Raw genomic sequence first — 21,614 nt, forward strand, 5'->3', positions numbered from 1 at the left:
TTATGGAGTGACTACAATTCTTGAAGAAGAATAGTTTTTATAAAAAATAATTATAACTAATAATATCCAAATATTACCATAATATTCTAGTACAATTGTCTCATATATTATTTTTAAGAAAAAAACCCTTTTCCATTTCTGGAAAAGGGTATCGTTTGTTAAACTTGATCGCTTCCGAAGAAATTACGGAATGCTTGAACAGTAGTGTCACGGTTCAATGATGCGATTGAAGTTGTTAATGGAATACCTTTCGGACAAGCTTGAACACAGTTTTGTGAGTTACCACAATTTGTTAAGCCACCTTCATCCATAATTGCATTCAAACGCTCTGCACGGTGCATTGCACCAGTTGGATGCGCATTGAATAAACGAACTTGAGATAATGGTTGTGGTCCGATAAATGCTGATTTGCTATTAACATTTGGACAAGCTTCCAAACAAACACCACAAGTCATACATTTAGATAATTCATAAGCCCATTGACGTTTCACTTCTGGCATACGTGGTCCAGGACCTAAGTCGTAAGTACCATCAATTGGAATCCATGCCTTAACCTTTTTCAAGGAATCGAACATACGGCTACGATCTACCTGTAAGTCACGAACGATTGGGAACGTACCCATTGGTGCAAGTCTTACTGGTTGTTCTAATTGATCAATTAGAGCTGTACAAGATTGGCGTGGTTTTCCGTTGATTACCATTGAACACGCACCACATACCTCTTCCAAACAGTTCATATCCCAAGCAATTGGAGTTGTTTTTTCTCCTTTTACATTGACAGGGTTACGACGAATCTCCATCAAAGAGGAAATAACGTTCATATTCGGACGGTAAGGAATTTCAAATTCTTCCGTATAAGGGGAAGAATTAGGCCCATCTTGTCGAGTGATAATAAACCGAACTGTTTTTTGATCTGCCATAATTTAATTACTCCCCTTTCTTTTTACTATAGTCACGCTTACGTGGCTTGATTAATGAAACATCAATATCCTCATAACTGATTTCCGGAGCAGAATTAGAATCCACAAACTTAGCTATAGTAGTTTTCATGAAGTTTTCATCGTCACGGTTAGGGAAGTCAGGCTTATAGTGCGCACCACGGCTTTCGTTACGATTCAAGGCTCCTAGCGTAATGACACGAGCTAGTTGTAGCATGTTTTCTAACTGGCGAGTGAACGCTGCGCCTTGGTTGCTCCATTTAGCTGTATCATTGATATTGATATTTTTATATCTTTCAAGTAACTCAACAATTTTATCATCAGTCTGTTGAAGTTTATCATTGTAACGAACAACAGTTACATTAGCTGTCATCACTTCGCCAAGCTCTTTATGGATAACATAAGCATTTTCAGTACCGTTCATAGACATGATGTTGTTCCATTTTTCTTCTTGTTCTTTAACATGTTTATCAAATACTGAAGAAGAAACAGAGTCAACACTCTTTTCAAGGCCATCAATGTATTTCAAAGCATTAGGTCCAGCTACCATACCGCCATAAATAGCTGATAGTAATGAGTTAGCACCTAAACGGTTTGCACCGTGCTGAGAATAATCACATTCTCCGGCTGCAAATAGACCAGGAATATTTGTCATTTGATCGAAATTAACCCATAATCCACCCATTGAATAGTGAACTGCTGGGAAAATCTTCATTGGGACTTTACGTGGATCTTCACCCATGAATTTCTCATAAATTTCAATGATACCGCCAAGCTTAATATCAAGCTCATGTGGATCTTTATGTGAAAGGTCAAGATAAACCATGTTCTCGCCATTAATACCAAGCTTTTGGTTAACGCATACATCAAAAATTTCACGTGTAGCGATATCACGAGGTACTAGGTTTCCGTAAGCAGGATATTTTTCCTCAAGGAAATACCAAGGCTTACCATCTTTATAAGTCCATACACGACCACCTTCACCACGAGCAGATTCACTCATTAAGCGAAGTTTGTCATCACCAGGGATTGCAGTTGGGTGGATTTGGATAAACTCACCATTTGCATAATGAACACCTTGTTGGTAAACAATAGCAGCTGCAGAACCTGTATTGATTACAGAGTTTGTTGACTTACCAAAGATGATTCCAGGACCACCTGTTGCTAAAATAACTGCATCAGCACCAAATGATTTAATTTCCATTGTAGATAGATTTTGCGCAGTAACACCGCGGCAAATTCCATCGTCATCGATAACAGCTCCTAGGAATTCCCAACCCTCGTATTTCGTTACAAGACCATCAACTTCGTGTCTTCTAACTTGCTCATCAAGAGCGTAAAGTAACTGTTGTCCAGTTGTTGCACCTGCGAATGCGGTACGGTGATGCTGTGTTCCACCGAAACGACGGAAATCTAGTAAACCTTCTGGAGTACGGTTGAACATTACTCCCATACGGTCTAGCATATTAATGATTCCAGGCGCAGCATCACACATTGCTTTAACTGGCGGCTGGTTTGCAAGGAAGTCTCCACCATAAATGGTATCATCAAAGTGAATGTATGGTGAATCTCCTTCCCCTTTTGTATTTACAGCTCCGTTAATACCACCTTGGGCACAAACAGAGTGAGATCGTTTAACTGGAACCAATGAGAATAATTCTACTGGTGTTCCATGTTCTGCTACTTTAATAGTTGCCATCAAGCCGGCTAACCCACCACCGACTACGATTACCTTTCCTTTACTCATCGTGGTTCACTCCCTTAAATCCTAGTAAAGTTGATTTCCATATTGGTCTACTAAACTATTAAACATTAACCTTATACGAAAGCTAGTAAAGCGCGTACACCAACAATGGATAAGGCAACGAAAATTCCGAGCGTTACATATGTAGAGATGCGTTGTGAACGTGGTGAAACTGTAATGCCCCAGCTAACAAAGAATGCCCATAGTCCATTAGCAAAATGGAAAATAGCTGAAACGACACCGACAATGTAGAATCCTAACATGATTGGATTTGATAAAATATCAGCCATCATGTCAAAATTTACCTTAGCGCCCATTGCAGCTGCAATGCGGGTTTCCCAAACATGCCATGCTAGGAAAATAAGGGTGATGACCCCGGATACCCGTTGTAGTACGAACATCCAGTTTCTGAAGAAACCAAAGCGTCCTACGTTATTTTGTGCTGTAAACGCAATATAAAGCCCGTAGATTGCATGAAATAATAATGGCAAAAAGATAACAAACGTTTCTAAAAACCACTTAAATGGTAGGTTTTCCATAAAATGAGAAGCATCATTAAATGCGTCTGCCCCTTTGGTTGCAAAATGGTTGACGATTAAGTGCTGCGTCAGAAAAAGACCTACCGGAATTACCCCTAGTAATGAATGCAATCTGCGATAAAAAAATTCTCGATTCTCTGCCATGAGCTTACCCCCCCTAATGATATATAATGGCGTTACGAGTTCTGAACCATTAAAAAAACGAAAAAGAAAGCAGAATATTGTCGTTTTCAAAAATGATTCAGGAATTTCTAACAATTTTGTAACAAATCTATTTTAACCCTGTCTTTACAAAGCGTCAAGAAAACGTATTCAATATTTTGTTGAAAAATAACTTTTTTTAGAATAATTTGTTTTTCAGAAATTTCAGAAAATGGATGAATGTTGTCTTAAAATGCAAAAACTTATCTGGTTTTCAGAAGCGCTCGGTATGCTTTATGTAGAATTGTGCGATGAGAGTGGTAGGAAAACGTTGGAACTCATATAAGTTGGGTTAAAATCTCATGACTGTGTAACCTAATAATGTATATAATAGACCTAGAGAAAGAGGGGAGAACATTGAGTGAACTTACAATTCAAGAAAAATTAGTCGAAAAAGAAACATTATCTGTCCCGGTTTTCGGATATAACTTAATACGGGAGGATTTACTAACGGATTTGCTCGGCAAGGATACGCCTGAGCATTTATACTGGGCCGGTAAAAGATTAGCACGAAAATATCCGCTGCAAACGATTGACGAAATTATCGCATTTTTTTATAAAGCTGGTTGGGGATCGCTGTCAATCAAATCAGAATCTAAACACGAAATGTTGTTTGAGTTGGAAAGCGTAGTGATTGCTGATCGGCTAAAAGCAAATCCCAATAGCACCTTCCATCTTGAGTCTGGTTTCCTAGCACAACAAATACAAGCGCAAAAGGGTGTGTTATCCGAAGCATTTGAACACCCGCGCAAAAAGGATGCAAAGGTCCAATTTACCGTAAAATGGGACTCGAAAGACAAAATCGATATGTAAACTCATATAAATAGGCTGACTTTTTGAGTCAGCCTTTATACTTTACGAATTTATCTTATCGAGTAGTTCTTTTGCGACAGGAGCAGGAATACCTAAGGCGACAATGGCTTCGATGCTGGTCTCTTTGATCTTCTTTACTGAACCAAAAGTTTTAAGTAGCAATTTTTTCCGCTTTTCACCGATTCCCGGTATATCATCGAGCAGCGATTGGAATGCATTTTTGCCGCGTAGCTGACGGTGAAATGTAATCGCGAAGCGGTGGACTTCATCCTGAATCCGTTGTAACAAGTAAAATTCCTGGCTATTTCGTTCTAGCGGGACAATTTGCAATGGCTGACCGTATAAAAGCTGTGATGTTCTATGCTTGTCATCCTTTACCAATCCACTAATTGGAATGTCCAAGCCGAGTTCATTTTCCAGGATATCTCGAACTGCCTCAACATGCCCTTTCCCCCCATCAATCATAATCAAATCCGGGAGCGGCAGATTTTCTTTCAACACTCTGGTATATCTCCGTCTTGTAACCTCTCGCATTGATTCATAATCATCTGGACCCGTTACCGTTTTAATTTTATATTTACGATATTCGCGTTTGTTTGGCTTACCATCAATAAAGACAACAAGTGCTGATACCGGATCTGTCCCTTGAATATTAGAATTGTCGAAAGCTTCAATTCTGTGCGGTGTATATATTCCCAAGCTCTCACCCAGATTTTCAACTGCTTTAATTGTTCTTTGCTCATCCCGTTCAATTAAAGCAAATTTCTCTTTTAAGGCAATGTCGGCATTTTTTTCAGCTAGCTTTACCAAATCCTTTTTTGGACCACGCTGAGGCACCAAAATCTTAACATTTAAAAGCTGTTCCGCAATATTCGTATCAACTGATTCCGGTACGAGGATTTCCTTAGGCTTGAAATGATTCGCTTTTGTGTAAAATTGCCCTAGATAAGTGAGAATCTCCTCTTCAGGTTTATCATAAATGGGAAACATCGAAACATCGCGTTCGATCAGCTTGCCTTGTCGGATGAAGAAGACTTGAACACACATCCATCCCTTGTCGACCCGATAGCCAAATACATCCCGATCGGTAAAATCGGTCATCGTCATTTTTTGCTTTTCCATAATCGTTTCAATGTGGATAATTTTATCGCGAAACTCCTTCGCTCTTTCAAAATCAAGCTGTTCAGCGGCCTCAATCATTTTTTCACTTAAATCCTTCTTTATGTCTTTATAGCCACCGTTTAAAAATCTGCTGATTTCATCTGTTAACGTTTTGTACTCTTCTTGACTGACTTCTTTTATGCATGGTGCTAGACATTGCCCCATGTGGTAGTATAAGCAAACCCTGTCAGGCAATGTCGAACATTTTCTGAGGGGATAAATTCGATCCAATAACTTCTTTGTTTCATTTGCAGCTTGCACATTCGGGTATGGACCAAAATATTTGCCTTTGTCTTTTTTTACCTTTCTCGTGGTAATCAGGCGAGGATGACGTTCAGCTGTTAGCTTGATAAATGGATAGCTCTTATCATCTTTTAACATTACGTTATATTTTGGATCATATTTCTTAATTAAATTGATTTCCAGTAAGAGTGCTTCAATATTGGAAGAGGTAACAATATATTCAAAATCCTCGATTTCATTAACGAGTCTGAGCGTTTTCCCATCGTGTGAACCGGTAAAATAAGAACGGACCCGGTTTTTAAGGATTTTTGCTTTCCCTACATAAATGACCGTTCCTTGTCTGTCCTTCATAAGGTAACATCCCGGTTGATCAGGCAGAAGGGTGAGCTTATTTTTAATGTTTTCGTTCATATTTGATTTTTCACCCCATGATTTTTTTCAATGATATCATGTTACCTCATCTTCTGCTTTTACAAAACCATTTTTCTTTTTATCTTGGAAAAGTGTATGGAGGAAATGGAAAAAAGCTAACCCATTGGCTGAAAACGACCTAAGGGTTAGCTTTTATGTTACAACCGATTGGTTAAATTAGATGTGCTTTTCAAGAACGCCTGCAAGTGCTTCTTTTGGTGAGAACCCAACTACTTTATCAACAGTTTGGCCATCTTTTAATACTAGTAACGTTGGAATACTCATGATTCCGTATTGACCAGCTGTTTCAGGGTTTTCATCAACATCAACCTTGACGATTTTTACTTTTTCACCAAGTTCTTGTGCAAGCTCTTCAAGTACTGGAGCAATCATTTTACAAGGGCCGCACCAAGGTGCCCAAAAATCAACCAGCACAACGCCGGAACCTGTTTCGTTTTTGAATGTTTCATCTGTAGCATGTGTAATAGCCATTTAAATATGCCTCCTATGGTAAACTAAAATCTAAAGTCAGTATAGCACCGTTTGTTTATAGTTGCGAATGATATGTTTCGTACGTACTTTTCCCAATTCATAAATGAAAAATACAAAAAATATGACAGACCAACCCGCATCGCGAATTGGTCTGTCATATAATGATTATTTTTCCAAAAATAGCATGTTTCTTCTATTAAGATAGTACTTTCAATTTCTTGAATTCTTCTGTTAAAAGCGGTACGACTTCGAATAGGTCACCAACGATGCCGTAGTCTGCTACTTTGAAGATATTTGCTTCTGGGTCTTTGTTAATAGCAACGATTACTTTAGAGTTTGACATACCAGCTAAGTGTTGGATAGCACCAGAGATACCGCAAGCAATATAAAGGTCTGGAGTTACAACTTTACCTGTTTGTCCAATTTGTAATGAGTAATCGCAGTATTCAGCGTCACACGCACCACGTGAAGCACCAACTGCTCCGCCAAGCACATCTGCTAATTCTTTAAGTGGCCCAAAGCCGTCTTCACTCTTAACGCCACGACCACCTGCAACAACTACTTTAGCTTCAGAAAGATCTACACCTTCACTTGCTTTGCGAACAACTTCTTTGATGATCGCACGAAGATCTTTGATTTCCGCAGCAAGTGTAGCAACTTGACCTGTTCTAGCTTCATCAACACCAAGTGGAGTGATATTGTTAGGACGGATCGTTGCGAATAAAATACCTTCAGTTACAATTTTTTTCTCGAAAGCTTTACCAGAGTAGATTGGACGAGTAAACACGATGTTACCGCCTGCTTCTTCGATAGCTGTTACGTCTGAAATTAACCCAGAATTTAATTTTCCAGCGATTCTTGGAGCTAAGTCTTTTCCTTGTGCAGTGTGACCAAGGATAATTCCTTCTGGTGATTCTGCATCAACTACTGCTAATAACGCTTGAGTGAAACCGTCTGAAGTGTATTGAGCTAATTTAGCATCTTCCACAACAACAACACGATCTGCACCATTTTCGATTAACGCTTGACCTAAAGCGTTTACTGAATCCCCAATTAAAACACCAACAACTTCTCCGCCTTCTGCAACTGTTTTTGCTGCAGCAATGGCTTCAAAGGAAACATTACGAAGTGAACCTTCACGTACTTCCCCAACAACCAATACTTTTCTTGACATTATTTAAACCTCCCGCTTGTGTTTTTCAATACGTGTTGAACGAACGAGCGCTCAATCAATGCGTTCCTATTAAACCACCTTAGCTTCAGTGTGTAGCAGTTGAACAAGTTCTTTCACTTGATCAGCAATTTCGCCAGATAGAACTTTCCCTGCTTCTTTTTGAGCCGGCAAATAAATTTCAATTGTTTTTGTTTTTGGAGCCACATCATCTTCATCAAGATCTAAATCATCTAGTTCAAGCTCTTCTAATGGCTTCTTCTTCGCTTTCATGATACCTGGTAATGATGGGTAGCGAGGTTCGTTTAAGCCTTGTTGAGCAGTTACTAGTAAAGGTAATGAAGTTTCGATTATTTCAGAATCTCCTTCAACATCACGTGTAACTGTTGCATTTGTTCCATCGATTTCTAATTTTGTAATGGTTGTTACGTATGGGATATCTAGCAATTCAGCAACGCGTGGACCAACTTGGCCAGACCCGCCATCGATTGCAACGTTACCGGCAATGATTAACTCTGCATCTTTATCTTTTAAATATTCAGCAATGATTTTTGCAGTAGAAAATTGATCAGACGACTCTAGATCATCTTCAGTGTTAATTAAAACAGCTTTATCAGCACCCATAGCTAATGCAGTACGTAATTGCTTTTCAGCTTCTTCATTTCCAACTGAAATGACAGTCACTTCGCCGCCTTTAGCATCGCGAACTTGAATGGCTTCTTCAATTGCGTATTCATCGTATGGGTTAATGATGAATTCTGCACCATCTTCGTTAATTTTCCCACCGGAAATGGTGATTTTTTCTTCAGTATCGAAGGTTCTTTTCATCAATACATAAATGTTCATTTAGTTTCCCTCCTGAAAATAATGTCGTTAATTGTCGGAACATTGTACAAGTTCCAAAGATTGCGAAAATTCTTATTAAAAAATTTTGCTGGATTATTTACCAACGAAATTTGGTTCACGTTTATCTATAAATGCAGTGATACCTTCTTGACCGTCTGCAGAATCAAACACTCGCCCGAATAACACAGCTTCACGTTCTACACCAGCATGGAATTTTTCTGGTTTATTGTAGCTGAACAGTTCTAAAATTGCTTTGACAGCAATTGGGCTCTTTTTCGCGATTTGACTAGCAATTTTATAAGTATTTTCCATTAAATCAGCTTCTGGATAAGCTTGGTTAGCAAGACCTGCTTGTACAGCTTCGACACCTGTAATTGGCGTGCTTGTTAAAAGCATTTGTGCAGCCTTAGCTGTGCCAACAAAGCGAGGAAGACGCTGACTTCCAGCGAACCCTGGAATTAATCCAAGCTGTAATTCTGGTAATCCTAATTTAGCTGTTTCAGTTACAAGACGGAAATGACAAGCCATTGCAAGCTCTAAGCCCCCACCAAGTGCTGCGCCATGAACAGCGGCGATGATTGGCTTATCGAAGTTTTCCATTCGCTCGAACAGATTTTGACCTAGACGAGCTAACTCGCTGAATTGTTCGCCAGTTTCAATCGTAGTGAATTCTTTAATATCAGCACCTGCTGAGAAGAAACGTCCTTCACCATGAATGACAATTACTCCTACATTTTCGTCGTGCTCTAATTCATCTAACACAAGCGCTAATTCTCTTAATACTTGTGAAGAAAGTGCATTTGCCGGACCCTTTGCAATTGTAATCGTTGCAATCCGATTTTCTGTGGACCATTTTAAAAATTCCACTTCTTTCCCCTCCTTGCTAGGTTTGTGTGCCATTTTTTTCTATTGCTTCCCACAACCATGTAACAATAAATGTTGTACTTTTGGGGCCAGCGCTTTGAGATCATATTTTTGCTCATTCATAACCCAAGTTGTAATCGTTTCATCAATCGTGCCAAAGATCATTTGTCGAGCTAGTCTGGTATCGAGGGTTGGTGAAAATTCGCCATTGTCGATGCCTTCCTGCAAAATTTGATCTACAGCCTTTAAATACCCTTTGAGTACATCACTAAGCTGCAGTCGTAGTTCAATATTAGCTTGTCTTAGCTCAAGCTGTGTGACCCTCGCTAAATGGTGATCTTTCGACAGCATGTCAAAATGGGACTCAACCAATACTAATAATTTCTCTGCTGCGGTTTGAAATCCTGCAATTTTTGTCTGAACATTTTCTACAAAATTCCCCATTTTTTCCTGAAAGAGAGAGATTAGAATATCATCTTTATTTTTAAAATAAAGATAAATGGTACCGTCTGCCACCCCTGCTTGCTTGGCGATTTTTGACACTTGCGCCTGGTGGTAGCCGTTTTCGGCAATCACTATTACCGCTGCATCAATAATCTGTCGATATTTCGGTTTATCTTTTTTCACGATAATCTCTCCTCTTAAGAGATGTATGTATTGGGGTCATTTATAGATTGAATGAATAACCATTCATTAGTTTTACTATAATATTCAGAAAATTATCTGTCAATAAAATCGGGGCTTTCATGACGATAAAAAAAAGCCGAAATTTCGGCTTTTTTTTACAAAACTAGCGATTATGCGTGCTTTTCATCATCGTGATTTTTGAGGCTGCGCAACCGTTCCTCCGTAACCAACGCCCTTCTTAAAATTTTGCCGATTGCAGTTTTTGGAAGCTCCTGTCGAAATTCATATAGCCGTGGAACCTTATAAGCTGCTAAATGGATACGGCTAAAATGATCCAACTCTGTTTCAGTGACTTTGGCATTCTCCTTCAGAACAATATAAGCCTTAACCGTCTCGCCGCGATAAGGGTCTGGCACGCCGCAAGCGACAACCTCAGCAATAGCTTCATGCTGATATAACACCTCTTCAATCTCACGCGGGTAAATATTAAAGCCACCAGCTATGATCAAATCTTTTTTGCGATCGACGACATAAAAGTATCCATTTTCGTCCATATAACCTAAATCACCTGTTAATAACCAGCCGTTGCGAAAAGTTTCAGCAGTTTCTTCTGGTCGATTCCAATACCCCTTCATTACTTGGGGACCTTTTATCGCAATTTCGCCAATTTCACCGATTGGTACTGGCTCACCCGTTTCGAGTGATTGTATCTGGGCATCAGTATCAGGAAATGGCACACCAATGCTACCTTTAACACGATTTCCCCAAAGAAAATTGGCATGAGTAACCGGAGAAGTTTCCGATAGCCCATAACCTTCAACAAGTTTTCCGCCAGTTACCCCCTCAAACTGCTGCTGAATTTCTACTGGTAATGGGGCAGAGCCGCTGATACAGGCTTCGATTGAGGAGAGATTATATTTTTTAATATCAGGATGATTGAGTAGTCCAATATAGATAGTTGGAGCACCTGGGAATAGAGTTGGTTTTTGTGATTGGATTGTTTTTAGGGCTGTAAGGGGATCAAATTTTGGGAGTAAGACGATTTTATGGGCATCGATTATTGCTAGGAGCATAACCGTCGTCATTCCATAGACATGGAAAAATGGCACAATCCCAAGCAAAGTTTCCTCTCCAGGCTTAGCTTTAAAGAGCCACGCCTTACACATAATTGTATTGGCAGCAAGATTTTGATGAGTGAGCATCACTCCCTTTGGCAACCCCGTCGTACCTCCAGTGTATTGAAGAACGGCTAAATCTTCTGCAATCTGTATTTCCGGAATCGTGATTTGATTCATTGGCATTTTAAGTATCTCCGTTAATAAGTGGTGATTCCCTTCATGCTTAACATGAACCACAAGACCATATTGTTTTTTTTGGATAAACGGATAGATGAGATTTTTCGGGAAGGGAAGAAAATCTTTGATAGCGGTTACAATGATATGCTGTATTTCGGTCCTTTGTCTGACTTTTGCCACGCGGGGAAACAAGATATCCAAACAAATAATTGCTCTAGCCCCTGAGTCCTTCATTTGATACTCTAGCTCCCGCTCTGTATAGAGGGGATTCGTTTGAACCACTACTCCGCCAGCCAGCAAAATTCCGAAAAAGCCAATGACAGCTTGTGGGGTGTTAGGGAGCATAATGGCGACGCGATCACCCTTTTTGATTCCAAGCTTCTGTAAATAACCTGCAAGATGCAACGCTGATTGGTAAAGCTGTTGATAGGTTAATTTTTTACCCATAAAATGAGTTGCGATTTTACTAGGATAATTAGCGGCTGCACGCTGTAAATATTCATGTATAGGAATACCATCATAGGTGAGATGTGCGGGAATTTCGTTCGGATACTGCTTCAACCACGGTCTAAAATCACTCAAACTTGTTCCCTCCTTGTTGTTTCCTTAGAAAAAAGGAGGCTGACCTATTTGTCATCCTCCCTAGATTCTTATGCAAAAAACAACAAATAAATGAGTCCAATCAATATGAATGCACCGCAAAGTACAAACAGTATCTTCGCCAAATTCTCCATTTGTTTCCCTCTCCTTACGAAATCCCTGCCCCAATTACAAAGGACAAACCAATTGAAATCATCATTGAAATGAAACCGACAGCACGGTTATCATTCTTAATTTCTTCATCTATTTTAAATGATGGAGTTAAAAATTCAAAAATAAAATAGCTTGCAAGGAGAAGGATAAAGCCAAAAATCCCCCAGCTGATCATCGTGATGAGAGAATCATGCTGCATGATTGTATGTCGAAAAATATTAGCGATACCAAAAATCTTCCCACCAGTAGCCATCGCCACAGCCAGATTTCCATTTTTAATTTCAACCCAGTTTTTATACTTTGTCACAAGCTCAAAAACGGCTAAAAAAACAACCAAACAAAGTATGACGACGCTATAATAAGCCGCAATTGCCACGTATTCATTTTCCCAAAACTGATTCATCCTTACCACTCATCCTTCTTGGCGCCTGACATTACTTAAATTCTACAATCGTCACACCTGTTCCACCTTCACCGGCATCGCCAAAACGAATGCTTTTAACAGAGCGGTGATTTCTCAAGTATTCTTGAACACCTTGCCTTAGCGCCCCCGTACCTTTTCCATGAATAATCGACACACGTGGGTAGCCTGCAAGCAAGGCGTCATCAATGTATTTTTCGACACGCATTAACGCATTTTCAAACCGTTCTCCGCGCAAATCTAGCTCAAGGCTGACATGATAATCTCTGCCCTTGACAGTGGCAAGATGACGCTTTTCCTCTTGCTTTGGTGTGCTCAAATACTCGAGGTCAGTTTCTTCAACTTTCATTTTTAAAATCCCGATTTGAACCTCCCAATGGCCATCAGACTTTTTAGCTAAAAGAGTACCTTTCTGACCAAAGCTTAACACCTTCACTTCATCGCCCGTTGTAAGTACATGCTTTTTACTTGCAGTCTTCACTGGAGACTTTTTCGCTGGTAATGCTGGTGAGGCTTCTTCGAGACGTTTGCGTGCTTCGATTAGCTCATGCTCCTTCACTTCGGCCTGCTTGTCAATCCGCAACTTCCGTAAATCGCGGATAATGTGCTCCGCTTCTGCCTTCGCTTTCGAGACAAGTTCTTGAGCTTCCTCAGCAGCTTTTTCAAAAAGTTGATCCTTGTGCTCGTAGAAAGAAATCATTTCCTTTTGCAAATCTTTATGAAGCATTTCAGCATTACGAAGTAAATCATTGGCCTCTTCTTCCTCTGTTTCAGCAAGACGTCTTGATTCTTCAAGTGAAGCAATCATGTTTTCAATCTGATTTGTATCTGCACTGATATGTGTTCGAGCGCTTTCAATTACACTCTCATCCAACCCTAGTCTGCGTGAGATTTCAAAGGCGTTGCTTCGTCCAGGTACTCCAATCAACAGTTTATAAGTCGGACTTAGCGTTTCTACATCGAATTCGACACTGGCATTGCTAACCCCTTCCCGATTGTAGCCATAGGCTTTGAGTTCAGGATAGTGTGTTGTAGCAATGACCTTGGCACCACGTTTATAAACTTCATCCAAAATCGAAATAGCTAGTGCAGCACCTTCCTGTGGATCGGTGCCAGCTCCAAGCTCATCGAATAGAACAAGACTGTTCGATTCGACCCGTTTTAAGATATCCACAATATTAACCATATGCGAAGAAAACGTACTTAAGCTTTGCTCAATCGACTGTTCATCACCGATATCTGCATAAACCTCATCAAAAACAGCCATCTCCGAGCCATCGAGTGCTGGAATCTGCAAACCAGCCTGGGCCATTAGTGTACACAACCCCACCGTTTTCAATGTTACTGTTTTACCGCCTGTATTTGGCCCGGTTATCACGATTGTCGAAAAATCAATTCCAATCATGATGTCGTTTGCCACCACTTCTTTGATTGGGATTAATGGGTGGCGTGCTTTATTCAACGAGATTTTTCCTTCATGATTCATTAATGGCTTTGAGCCCTTTATGCGTTTGCCATAACGGGCTTTTGCGAACATAAAATCAAGCTCAGCTAACACGTCAACAATTGTTTCTAGTTCAGGTTGATTTTCAGCCACTTTACCAGTTAATTGAATCAAAATACGTTCGATTTCCTGTTCTTCTTTTAGACGGATTGCTTGTAATTCATTATTTAATTCAACAACGGATTGTGGTTCGATAAATAATGTTTGTCCTGATGCACTTTGGTCGTGAATAATTCCGCCATAATGGCTGCGATATTCTTGTTTCACCGGAATGACAAAGCGATCATTACGAATGGTGATCAGGGCATCTGAAAGCATTTTTGCAGCATTAGAAGACCGAATCATGCTCTCAAGTTTCTCGCGAACGCGCGCTTCCTTTGAGCGAAGTTGATGTCTTAACGAACGAAGTGTCTCACTCGCACCATCCAATACTTCCCCATTGTCGTCAATCGCCATTTTTATCGATTGCTCAAGCTCAGCTAAAACGATCATTTGCGCGGCAAACTCAACGAGAATCGGGATAATAACCCCTTCCTCGGCTACATCATCAATAAACCGCTTCATTTGGCGGCTGGCATGGATGGTGCTTGCCACCTGCATTAATTCGTAAGGACTTAAAGTTCCACCAATTACAGCACGTTTAACATGCGCACGCACATCAAAAATACCCCCAAGTGGTACATTGCCTTTAAGCCTGAGCACATTTGCTGCCTCGTCTGTTTCTTCTTGAAGTCTGACTACCTCCGCAAAGTCTGATGAGGGGATGAGCTTTTCTGTTTTATCACGGCCTAACGAAGACGAAACATGCTCAAGTAATTGTTCTTTAATTTTATTAAATTCTAATACTCTCAGTACTCGTTCGTGCACGGAGCGAACCTCCTTTATCAAAAGCGTAAGCGCCTTGCTCAGGGGCGACAGGCACAAGACGCTAATCCATGTCTATTAGTAAATTATTTAATCATTTCGCTTTAAAAATGCCAGTAAGTCTTCAGTAGGTAAAGCGTTTAACACCGATGATTTCTTTACCCAGCCCTTTTTGGCTACAGCAGCTCCGATTTCCATATGATTTAACGTATCAATTTTATGTGCGTCTGTGTTTATTACCAACATGACGTGGGCTTCCTGTGCTTTTCGTAAATATTCAGGAGCCAGGTCCAGTCGATGTGGATTTGCGTTTAGTTCCAACGCAGTGTTGGTTTCCTTGGCTAATTGAATAAGCATCTCCATATCCACCTCATAGCCTTCACGTCGCCCAATTAATCTTCCGGTTGGATGGGCAATAATATCTACATGGGCATTTTTCAGGGCTGTCCGTAAGCGTTCCATGATCTTTTCCTTTGATTGTGAAAAAGAAGAATGAATAGACGCAATGACTATATCCATTTCCGCTAACAATTCGTCATCGTAATCGAGACTACCATCTGGTAAAATATCCATTTCGACTCCTGAAAGAATCGTGAAATCTTCGTATTGCTCATTTAAACGTTTTATCTCCTCACGCTGCTTCCTCAGACGTTCAGGTGATAATCCGTTTGCCACCTTTAAATATTGCGAGTGATCGGTAATTGCCATATATTGATATCCTCGAGCGCGACAAGCATTAACCATTTCCTCAATCGAATAGGCCCCATCACTCCATGTTGAATGCATATGAAGGTCACCCTTTATCTCCTCAACTGAAATGAGTTCCATATCCACGCTGTACTCATCAACCTCAGTTCCATCCTCACGTATTTCCGGTGGAAAATGCGGTAAGCCAAAATGCGCATAAAACTCCGCTTCGCTAGTAAAGGTGGTCATTTCACCTGTTTCGACATTTTCAACCCCATATTCACTGATTTTTTCACCACGCTCTTTGGCAAGCTGTCTCATTTTAATATTATGGTCCTTCGAGCCAGTAAAATGATGAAGTGTGGAGGCAAACTGTTCAGGTGTCACAATCCGAAAATCAACCGAAACATCATAGCTAAAGGCAAATGTTAACGACACCTTCGTATGACCGGCTGCAATGATTTCTTTAATATTAGCAAGCTTAAGCAACTGTTCCTTAATGACCTCAGGCTGATTTGTTGCGATGATAAAATCTAAATCCTTGATCGTTTCCTTCATGCGGCGCAGGCTACCAGCCCGTGAATATTGAACAATCCCTGCAAACTGGTCAAGTTGTGCTTCGATTGATTCCGCTATTGGCAGCATGTAAGCGATTGGTAGTCGTTCCGGTCTATTCCCCACCTCTAAAATAGAAGCGAGAATTTTCTCTTCTGTTTTTTTACCAAAGCCAGCTAAAGCCTGAACTTTACCGGCTCGGCATGCCGCTTCTAAGTCAGCGACATTCTCTATTCCCAGCTCCTTATAGAGCTTAGCAATCTTTTTCCCACCTAATCCTGGTAGCTGCAAAAGCGGAATTAGGCCTGTTGGAACCTCTTCCTTTAACTGCTGCAGGACGCTAGAAGTTCTCGTTTCTATGTATTCAGTAATCACAGCAGCCGTTCCCTTACCAATACCGGCAAGGGCGGTAAAATCAGCTATTTCTGTCAAACTGCGGTCATCTGCCTCAAGGGCTGCTGCTGCTTTTCGAAATGCGGCTGTTTTAAATGTATTTTCACCTTTAAGTTCCATATAGACGGCAATCGTTTCCAACAAACGAATAATATCCTTTTTGTTAGCTTCCAAAAAGCTCACCTACTTTCGAGTGGTACTGCACTTACGCTTTTCTTATTATCATATCCTTTACATAGAAAAACTTCTCTTGTGAAGAGAAGTTTGCCATTCTATTGAATCCAAAGCTCTTTAATATCTTGGGACAATATTGGTGTGTGCTTAACGATACTTTCAGCCAATACCGAATCTTGCAAGGCGGTTTGGATTGATTCGATTGGCACTAGCGCTGCAAAATAAAGTACGATAAACGCCAATAGAAAGACCTCCAAAAACCCTAAAACTCCACCTGCCAATGAATTAAACTGTTTTAAGATTGGTAGATGGGCAATAAAATCCAACATAGACCCAACAATTTGCAAAACAATTTTTACAATAAAAAAGATAATCAAAAAGGCAATGCCACGATAATAAGCATCTTCTAAATTACCGCTGCTAAAAATCATTTCCATTGGTGTATCGCCAGTAAAGCTTGGATACGGTATCCAAAGGATTAATTTTTCAGCAAGCTCATTCATATACACCTTCGCAACGATAAATGCAATAATAAAACTGGTCAAATGAATGAATTGTAAAATGAAGCCCCTTCTTAAGCCAATAAAAATACCGCTAATGAATAAAACTAACATGATCAAATCAAGCATGTGTTATAGACCTTTACCTTTCGATTTCTTTCTCTTGACGCTCATAAAAATCTTTTAATTTTATTAAATCATTAACAGCGTTGACAGCTGTTAAAACGGCAAGCTTGCTACTGTCGAGTGAAGAATTGGATCCGCCAATTTCGCGCATTTTCTCATCAACTAACGAGGCAACGAAACGGATGTGGCTCGCGCTTTCTGTGCCTACGATGGTATATTGTTGGCCATAAATTTCTACAGTTGTTCGATTTTTTCTAGGTTCTGACAATGCCATTGCCACCTTTTCCTTCAAATTCCTACTCTTTACTATAACACGAACAGTTTTACACGAAAAGGTCGAAATAGATAGAAAAATGGCTCATCGCGTGTTTTTCATTGCGATGAGCCATTGTTTATTTCTATTTAAAATTAACCTCGTAATACTGCACCAGCTTGTTCTTTAACAGCTGTTAGTACTTTTTCGTGAGCTTTCGTCACATCTTCATCTGTTAAAGTACGTTCCGGATCGAAGTATTTCAATGAGAAGGCAATCGATTTCTTACCTTGCTCCATTTTTTCACCTTCATATAGATCAAAGACATGTACTTCTTTTAATAGAGTACCGCCTGCAGCAACGATGATTTGTTGCAATTCACCCGCTGATTTTTCCTTATCTACCACTAAAGCAATATCGCGAGTGATGGATGGGAAGCGTGGAATCGACTCATAGCTAAGCGCTGGTGTTTCAGCTTCCAAAATCATGCTTAAAGACAACTCAAATACATAAGTATCTTTTAAATCTAGCTCTTTTTGAGTAGATGGATGAACTTGACCGATAAAACCAATTTCTTGGCCATTTAAAAGGATTGCCGCAGTTCGACCTGGATGCATATTTTCTAATACAGCTTGACGATACTCAATTTTGTCCGTTAAGCCAAGTTTTGCAAACAGTCCTTCCAATATTCCTTTTAAGACGAAGAAGTCAACCGGTTTCTTTTCACCCTGCCAAAGGTGTGAATGCCAAAGGCCAGTAATCGCTCCAGCAACATGCTCTTTTTCTGTCGGCAATACATCAGCATTATTTGCTAAAAATACTGCGCCAACCTCGTAAAGACCAATACTATCAGATTGTCTCGCTGTATTATATTTCAATGCTTCTAAAAGCTGAGGCACAATGCTCAAACGTAGCATGCTACGCTCCTCACTCATTGGCATTGCTAAGCGAATTGGCTCACGCTTATCAAGCGCAAATTGCGCCGCTTTCTCAGCACTTGTTAATGAATAGGTTACAGCTTGATAAAGACCAGCACCTTCTAAATAACGACGAACAAGTCGACGTTTTTGTTGGAAATCAGTCAAGTAACCAGGGTTAGATGATCCAACTGGTAACGTCATTGGCAGATGATCATAACCATATAGACGTGCTACTTCTTCAATTAAATCTTCTTCAATTGTAATATCACCACGTCTAGTTGGAACTGTTACCGTTAAGACATCTTGATCAACAGCCACATCAAACTGCAATCTTACAAAAATATTTTGAACTTCGTTAAGAGTTAGTTGCGTGCCAATCACGGAATTGATTTTTTCCAAAGAAATCGTCACAACTGCTGGATTTTGATCATACGTATCTACTTCAACAGTTCCTTCAAGAACTTCACCACCAGCATATTGAACCATTAATGAGGCTGCACGTTCTGCTGCGATACGAACACGGTTCGGGTCAACGCCTTTTTCATAACGTGTGCTTGCTTCACTTCGTAAACCATGATCCTTTGATGCCTTGCGAATTACACCACCTGTGAAATAAGCTGACTCTAATAGCACCGTTGTTGTATCAGCTTGTACTTCTGAATTCGCACCACCCATGACACCTGCCAACGCAACAGGCACAGTTCCATTGGTGATGACAAGATGGTCAGCTGTTAATGTACGCTTCGCATCATCTAGTGTTACGATTTCTTCGCCGTCATTTGCACGACGAACTAGTATTTCTTTCGAACCTAACCGGTCGTAATCAAACGCATGAAGCGGCTGGCCGTATTCAAGCAAAATGTAGTTTGTAATATCAACAACATTATTGTGTGGTCTGATCCCTGCAGCCATTAAGCGCGCCTGCATCCATAAAGGAGACGGACCAATTTTTACATTTTTAATAACTTTAGCCGTGTAAATTGGATTATCCTCATTTGCTGCGACACTTACTTTAATATAATCAGACGCTTTTTCTGATGATGCTTCAATTTGTGGCTTCGGAAGCTTTACTTCTTTTTCTAAAATAGCGGCAACTTCATAAGCCACACCAAGCATACTTAAAGCATCCGCACGATTTGGCGTTAAGCTTAGCTCAAGAATTTCGTCATCGCGATTTAGAAGTGCAAGAGCATCTTGACCAACTTCAGTATCACTAGGGAATACGAAGATTCCTTCCGAATATTCTTTAGCGATTAGCTTGCTTTCAATTCCAAGCTCTTGAAGTGAACAAATCATCCCATTTGACTCTTCGCCACGTAGCTTTGCTTTTTTGATTTTAAAATTACCAGGTAATACTGCACCAACTGTAGCTACTGCAACTTTTTGTCCTTGGGCGACGTTCGGCGCACCACAAATGATTTGTACCGGAGCTTCCCCACCAAGGTCCACCTGACATTTGCTTAATTTATCGGCATTTGGATGCTGAACACGTTCAACAACATGACCAACTACAACACCCTTCATACCTTCGTTTAAAAGCTCAACGCCTTCAACCTCAATCCCACTTTTCGTGATTTTTTCAGCGAGCTCCGCGGCCGTCATTCCATCAAGATCAACGTATTCCTGGAGCCATTTATATGATACGAACATATTCTTTTGTCCCCCTATTTATAATGATTCATGTAAAGAGAATTGTTTTAAGAAGCGAATGTCATTGGTGTAATAATGACGAATATCGTCCACACCGTACTTCAGCATCGCAATTCTTTCGGCTCCGATTCCGAACGCAAAGCCTGTGTATTTTTTTGAATCAAATCCAGCCATTTCAAGGACGTTCGGATGAACCATCCCTGCTCCTAATACTTCAATCCAACCGGTACCTTTACATACGCTACAGCCGTGGCCGCTGCAAATTTTACAAGAAATATCCACTTCAACACTTGGCTCAGTGAATGGGAAGAAGCTTGGACGAAGGCGAATTTCACGATCTTCACCGAACATTTTCTTCGCAAATACATCAAGCGTGCCCTTTAGGTCGCTCATGCGGATATTTTCATCGACAACAAGACCTTCAATTTGCATAAATTGATGGGAGTGTGTCGCATCATCGTTGTCACGACGGTAAACTTTACCTGGGCAAATGATTTTCACAGGGCCTTTACCTTGTTTCTTTTCCATCGTCCGTGCTTGCATTGGTGAAGTGTGAGTACGTAGCAGGATTTCTTCAGTAATATAGAAAGAATCCTGCATATCACGTGCTGGATGCCCTTTTGGAAGATTAAGTGCTTCAAAATTGTAAAAATCCGTTTCTACTTCGGGACCTTCAGCAACGGTATAACCCATTCCGACGAATAAATCTTCAATTTCTTCAATGATTCGTGTAAGCGGATGATGGTTACCAACCTTAACAGGTCTGCCTGGTAAAGTGACATCAATTGTTTCTGCAGCTAATCTTTCGTTGATTGCCGCTGCTTCAAGCTCCTGTTGCTTCGTTTCAATTTTAGAGGCAATCTCCTCACGCACTTCATTAACAAGTGCTCCCATTTTTGGACGCTCTTCCGCAGAAAGCTTGCCCATTCCTCTTAATACTTCTGTAATCGGACCTTTTTTCCCTAAGTATGAAACGCGAATGTCATTTAGTTCTTTGAGACCTGCTGCTTGCTCGATTTTTTGCAACGCTTCAGCCTGCAGCTCTGTTAATCTTTCCTGCATGTGATTTTTCCTCCTTCAATTTTAGGTCATGCATTTTTTGGCACAAAAAAACCTCGTGCCCGAAAAAGGGACGAGGTTTGGTTCGCGGTACCACCCTTATTAACAAGCATAATAATTCTGCCTGTTCGCTTGATTGGATAACGGCCTTTAAAGCCGGTGCATCTTTACTCTAGAAAAGCGGAAGCGGCTCGCTACACGCAATTCGTCAAGGTCCCGATGCCAACTCCGGAGGTGAACTTCACTATTACTGTTCCATAAAAATGCTTTCAGTCTACGGCATTTTCTCCCTTAATGGTAGTTTATAGTTACTTTTCTCCATCATTGTTTTTATTGTTCATGCAATTTGCAGTTAATTATAGTACATTTTACTAACAGATTCAAATATTTCTATAAAATTATTGTCCTAT

18 protein-coding genes and 1 other annotated feature are annotated in these 21,614 nt (G+C 40.3%); of the genes, 1 reads left to right on the forward strand and 17 read right to left on the reverse strand.

Annotated features, from left to right (window positions below; translation table 11 throughout):
• Nucleotides 1-158 precede the first annotated feature (158 nt).
• From sdhB to HHO41_RS10330, 3 genes are all read right to left on the reverse strand, one after another.
• On the reverse strand, nucleotides 159-920 hold the full coding sequence (gene sdhB / locus HHO41_RS10320) for a succinate dehydrogenase iron-sulfur subunit (protein ID WP_169098212.1): 762 nt from the start codon (nucleotides 918-920) through the stop codon (nucleotides 159-161).
• Between the two features lie 7 nt (nucleotides 921-927).
• The gene (gene sdhA / locus HHO41_RS10325) at nucleotides 928-2,685 is read right to left on the reverse strand and encodes a succinate dehydrogenase flavoprotein subunit (protein WP_169098214.1); all 1,758 of its coding nucleotides are present in this window, start codon (nucleotides 2,683-2,685) and stop codon (nucleotides 928-930) included.
• A 71-nt stretch (nucleotides 2,686-2,756) separates the two neighbouring features.
• Nucleotides 2,757-3,365: a succinate dehydrogenase cytochrome b558 subunit gene (locus HHO41_RS10330; RefSeq protein ID WP_169098216.1), complete on the reverse strand. Its 609-nt coding sequence runs from the start codon at nucleotides 3,363-3,365 to the stop codon at nucleotides 2,757-2,759.
• Nucleotides 3,366-3,779: 414 nt separating this feature from the next.
• On the opposite strand from HHO41_RS10330, the gene HHO41_RS10335 reads away from it, so the two are divergent.
• Nucleotides 3,780-4,235, forward strand: a complete 456-nt coding sequence (locus HHO41_RS10335; protein ID WP_248278422.1) for a YslB family protein — start codon at nucleotides 3,780-3,782, stop codon at nucleotides 4,233-4,235.
• 42 nt (nucleotides 4,236-4,277) lie between these two features.
• Here HHO41_RS10335 and uvrC read toward each other — a convergent pair whose 3' ends face one another.
• The 14 genes from uvrC to pheS form a co-directional block, all read right to left on the reverse strand.
• Nucleotides 4,278-6,050: an excinuclease ABC subunit UvrC gene (gene uvrC / locus HHO41_RS10340; protein ID WP_169098220.1), complete on the reverse strand. Its 1,773-nt coding sequence runs from the start codon at nucleotides 6,048-6,050 to the stop codon at nucleotides 4,278-4,280.
• Between the two features lie 177 nt (nucleotides 6,051-6,227).
• Nucleotides 6,228-6,542 carry a thioredoxin gene (gene trxA / locus HHO41_RS10345; RefSeq protein ID WP_169098222.1) on the reverse strand — a complete coding sequence of 105 codons (315 nt, stop codon included), beginning with the start codon at nucleotides 6,540-6,542 and terminating at the stop codon, nucleotides 6,228-6,230.
• Between the two features lie 196 nt (nucleotides 6,543-6,738).
• On the reverse strand, nucleotides 6,739-7,716 hold the full coding sequence (locus tag HHO41_RS10350) for an electron transfer flavoprotein subunit alpha/FixB family protein (protein WP_169098224.1): 978 nt from the start codon (nucleotides 7,714-7,716) through the stop codon (nucleotides 6,739-6,741).
• 69 nt (nucleotides 7,717-7,785) lie between these two features.
• Nucleotides 7,786-8,559, reverse strand: a complete 774-nt coding sequence (locus HHO41_RS10355) for an electron transfer flavoprotein subunit beta/FixA family protein (RefSeq protein ID WP_169098226.1) — start codon at nucleotides 8,557-8,559, stop codon at nucleotides 7,786-7,788.
• Between the two features lie 93 nt (nucleotides 8,560-8,652).
• A complete protein-coding gene (locus HHO41_RS10360) occupies nucleotides 8,653-9,426 on the reverse strand; it encodes an enoyl-CoA hydratase (RefSeq protein WP_169098228.1) in 774 nt (257 codons plus the stop codon).
• A gap of 39 nt (nucleotides 9,427-9,465) precedes the next feature.
• A complete protein-coding gene (locus HHO41_RS10365; RefSeq protein ID WP_169098230.1) occupies nucleotides 9,466-10,050 on the reverse strand; it encodes a TetR/AcrR family transcriptional regulator C-terminal domain-containing protein in 585 nt (194 codons plus the stop codon).
• Nucleotides 10,051-10,220: 170 nt separating this feature from the next.
• Nucleotides 10,221-11,927 (reverse strand): AMP-binding protein, encoded by a 1,707-nt coding sequence (locus HHO41_RS10370; RefSeq protein WP_169098232.1) that lies wholly within the window; start codon nucleotides 11,925-11,927, stop codon nucleotides 10,221-10,223.
• 166 nt (nucleotides 11,928-12,093) lie between these two features.
• Nucleotides 12,094-12,501, reverse strand: coding sequence for a DUF350 domain-containing protein (locus HHO41_RS10375; protein WP_169098234.1), 408 nt, complete (start codon nucleotides 12,499-12,501; stop codon nucleotides 12,094-12,096).
• A 31-nt stretch (nucleotides 12,502-12,532) separates the two neighbouring features.
• Complete coding sequence (locus tag HHO41_RS10380; RefSeq protein WP_169098236.1) at nucleotides 12,533-14,890, reverse strand: endonuclease MutS2; 2,358 nt, start codon at nucleotides 14,888-14,890, stop codon at nucleotides 12,533-12,535.
• Between the two features lie 87 nt (nucleotides 14,891-14,977).
• Entirely contained in the window at nucleotides 14,978-16,696 is a 1,719-nt protein-coding gene (gene polX / locus HHO41_RS10385; RefSeq protein ID WP_169098238.1) for a DNA polymerase/3'-5' exonuclease PolX, read from the reverse strand.
• A gap of 98 nt (nucleotides 16,697-16,794) precedes the next feature.
• Nucleotides 16,795-17,325, reverse strand: a complete 531-nt coding sequence (locus tag HHO41_RS10390; RefSeq protein ID WP_169098240.1) for a CvpA family protein — start codon at nucleotides 17,323-17,325, stop codon at nucleotides 16,795-16,797.
• 13 nt (nucleotides 17,326-17,338) lie between these two features.
• Complete coding sequence (gene zapA, locus HHO41_RS10395) at nucleotides 17,339-17,590, reverse strand: cell division protein ZapA (protein ID WP_169098242.1); 252 nt, start codon at nucleotides 17,588-17,590, stop codon at nucleotides 17,339-17,341.
• Between the two features lie 140 nt (nucleotides 17,591-17,730).
• Nucleotides 17,731-20,145 (reverse strand): phenylalanine--tRNA ligase subunit beta, encoded by a 2,415-nt coding sequence (gene pheT, locus HHO41_RS10400; RefSeq protein ID WP_169098244.1) that lies wholly within the window; start codon nucleotides 20,143-20,145, stop codon nucleotides 17,731-17,733.
• A gap of 18 nt (nucleotides 20,146-20,163) precedes the next feature.
• Nucleotides 20,164-21,207, reverse strand: a complete 1,044-nt coding sequence (gene pheS / locus HHO41_RS10405) for a phenylalanine--tRNA ligase subunit alpha (RefSeq protein ID WP_169098246.1) — start codon at nucleotides 21,205-21,207, stop codon at nucleotides 20,164-20,166.
• Nucleotides 21,208-21,270: 63 nt separating this feature from the next.
• Nucleotides 21,271-21,538, reverse strand: a binding site (T-box leader).
• Nucleotides 21,539-21,614 lie beyond the last annotated feature (76 nt).

The organism is Bacillus sp. DNRA2 (assembly GCF_012843265.1).
In the GTDB taxonomy this organism is placed as follows: domain Bacteria; phylum Bacillota; class Bacilli; order Bacillales; family Cytobacillaceae; genus Bacillus_BU.

Bases quoted from the DNA above. Each gene is read 5' to 3' on its own strand.
- sdhB (WP_169098212.1), bottom strand. From the start codon at position 920: ATGGCAGATCAAAAAACAGTTCGGTTTATTATCACTCGACAAGATGGG.
- sdhA (WP_169098214.1), bottom strand. From the start codon at position 2,685: ATGAGTAAAGGAAAGGTAATCGTAGTCGGTGGTGGGTTAGCCGGCTTG.
- HHO41_RS10330 (WP_169098216.1), bottom strand. From the start codon at position 3,365: ATGGCAGAGAATCGAGAATTTTTTTATCGCAGATTGCATTCATTACTA.
- uvrC (WP_169098220.1), bottom strand. From the start codon at position 6,050: ATGAACGAAAACATTAAAAATAAGCTCACCCTTCTGCCTGATCAACCG.
- trxA (WP_169098222.1), bottom strand. From the start codon at position 6,542: ATGGCTATTACACATGCTACAGATGAAACATTCAAAAACGAAACAGGT.
- HHO41_RS10350 (WP_169098224.1), bottom strand. From the start codon at position 7,716: ATGTCAAGAAAAGTATTGGTTGTTGGGGAAGTACGTGAAGGTTCACTT.
- HHO41_RS10355 (WP_169098226.1), bottom strand. From the start codon at position 8,559: ATGAACATTTATGTATTGATGAAAAGAACCTTCGATACTGAAGAAAAA.
- HHO41_RS10375 (WP_169098234.1), bottom strand. From the start codon at position 12,501: ATGAATCAGTTTTGGGAAAATGAATACGTGGCAATTGCGGCTTATTAT.
- HHO41_RS10390 (WP_169098240.1), bottom strand. From the start codon at position 17,325: ATGCTTGATTTGATCATGTTAGTTTTATTCATTAGCGGTATTTTTATT.
- pheT (WP_169098244.1), bottom strand. From the start codon at position 20,145: ATGTTCGTATCATATAAATGGCTCCAGGAATACGTTGATCTTGATGGA.
- pheS (WP_169098246.1), bottom strand. From the start codon at position 21,207: ATGCAGGAAAGATTAACAGAGCTGCAGGCTGAAGCGTTGCAAAAAATC.